2 protein-coding genes are annotated in these 1,567 nt (G+C 39.2%); both read left to right on the forward strand.

Annotated elements, in window-relative coordinates; translation table 11 throughout:
- Positions 1 to 215, forward strand: a 215-nt coding sequence (locus ABDZ84_RS18085; RefSeq protein WP_343782501.1) for a hypothetical protein, incomplete at its 5' end; no start/stop codon positions are given.
- Between the two features lie 82 nt (positions 216 to 297).
- Positions 298 to 1,266 (forward strand): 2-hydroxyacid dehydrogenase, encoded by a 969-nt coding sequence (locus ABDZ84_RS18090; protein WP_343782503.1) that lies wholly within the window; start codon positions 298 to 300, stop codon positions 1,264 to 1,266.
- Positions 1,267 to 1,567: the final 301 nt, after the last annotated feature.

The raw sequence follows: 1,567 nt of genomic DNA on the forward strand, positions 1-1,567 counted from the left end.
ACTTAGCTATATTGGTTTCTCCTCATTGCTTGAGGGGGCTTACTGCCAGTTATATGCGGGATAAAGTGAGTCTTCCATCCGTGGGGAAGTTTATTTATCCCCACGGATGGTTAGACGAACCAATCGGACATTTACTGGCAGTTGATCCCACACTTAGCTATATTGGTTTCTCCTCATTGCTTGAGGGGGCTTACTGCCAGTTATATGCGGGATAAATGGACCTTGACTTATTTATTAGAACCTACTATGTTGAAAGTAATTTAATTTTAAGATAGTACAGAATGGGGGAAGCTTATTATGAAAATTCTTGCCTATCAACGCGTCGAAAAGCCTGTGCTTGATGATTTACAAAAAAACCATGACGTTCAATTTTTTAAGAATGTGGATACAAATTCAGATCAAGCTTTCTTAGCTTTTCTTCAACAAGCAGATGGTATTATTGGACTCGATTTAAAGATTGATCGTCAATTATTGGATCGTGCTCCAAACTTAAAAATTGTTAGTAATGTTTCAGTTGGGTACAATAACTTAGATTTAGAAGCATTGACTAATAGAAAGATTATGGCAACTAATACTCCTGGCATTCTGACCGATACAGTCGCTGATATGGTCTTTGGCTTAATACTATCAACAGCTAGAAGGCTCCCCGAACTCAATCAACTCGTAAAATCAGGTAATTGGGTTGAATCACTGGATAGTAGACATTATGGTACTGATGTACATCATAAAACAGTAGGTATTATTGGTATGGGGAGAATCGGCTTTGCCATTGCCCAACGAGCTCATCATGGTTTTGATATGAACATTCTCTACCATAGCCGCACCCGAAAGCCCGAAGCTGAAGAGAAATTTCAGGCAACCTACGCTAGCTTAGATCAATTATTACAACGTTCTGATTTCGTTTGTCTGATTACACCATTAACTAAAGAAACAAAACATTTGATTGGTCAACGGGAATTTAACTTGATGAAGAAAACAGCTATTTTCATTAACGGTTCTCGCGGAAAGACAATTGTCGAACAGGATTTAATTCAAGCGTTAAAAAACGGCAATATCGCAGGTGCAGGCCTTGACGTATTTGAACAAGAACCTGTCGATCCTAAAAATGATTTATTGAAAATGGATAATGTAGTCACCTTACCCCATATTGGTTCATCGACTCACGAGACGGAATTAAAAATGTCAGAATTAGCTGCCGAAAATTTGCTTGCAGGTTTACGTGGACAAAAACCACCAAACTTAATTAATGATACGGTATGGAAATAAAGTGAAACTTCCATCCATGGGAGCTGTTATCCCCACGGATGGTTAGTACCACAAGGGTATGACCTAAAGGCCCTTAAACCAATCAGACATTTACTGGCAGTTGATCCCACACTTAGCTATATTGGTTTCAATTGATTACGTGATTTGGGGAGCTTACTGCCAGTTATATGCGGGATAAAGTGAGACTTCCATCCGTGGGGAAGTTTATTTATCCCCACGGATGGTTAGACGAACCAATCGGACATTTACTGGCAGTTGATCCCACACTTAGCTATATTGGTTTCAATTGATTGCGTGATTT

It is taken from the genome of Virgibacillus salarius, from assembly GCF_039521925.1.
GTDB classification, from domain to species: Bacteria; Bacillota; Bacilli; order Bacillales; family Amphibacillaceae; genus Virgibacillus; species Virgibacillus salarius.

What these genes read in the sequence shown, in the direction of transcription:
- ABDZ84_RS18090 (WP_343782503.1), top strand. Translation starts at nt 298, where the DNA reads ATGAAAATTCTTGCCTATCAACGCGTCGAAAAGCCTGTGCTTGATGAT.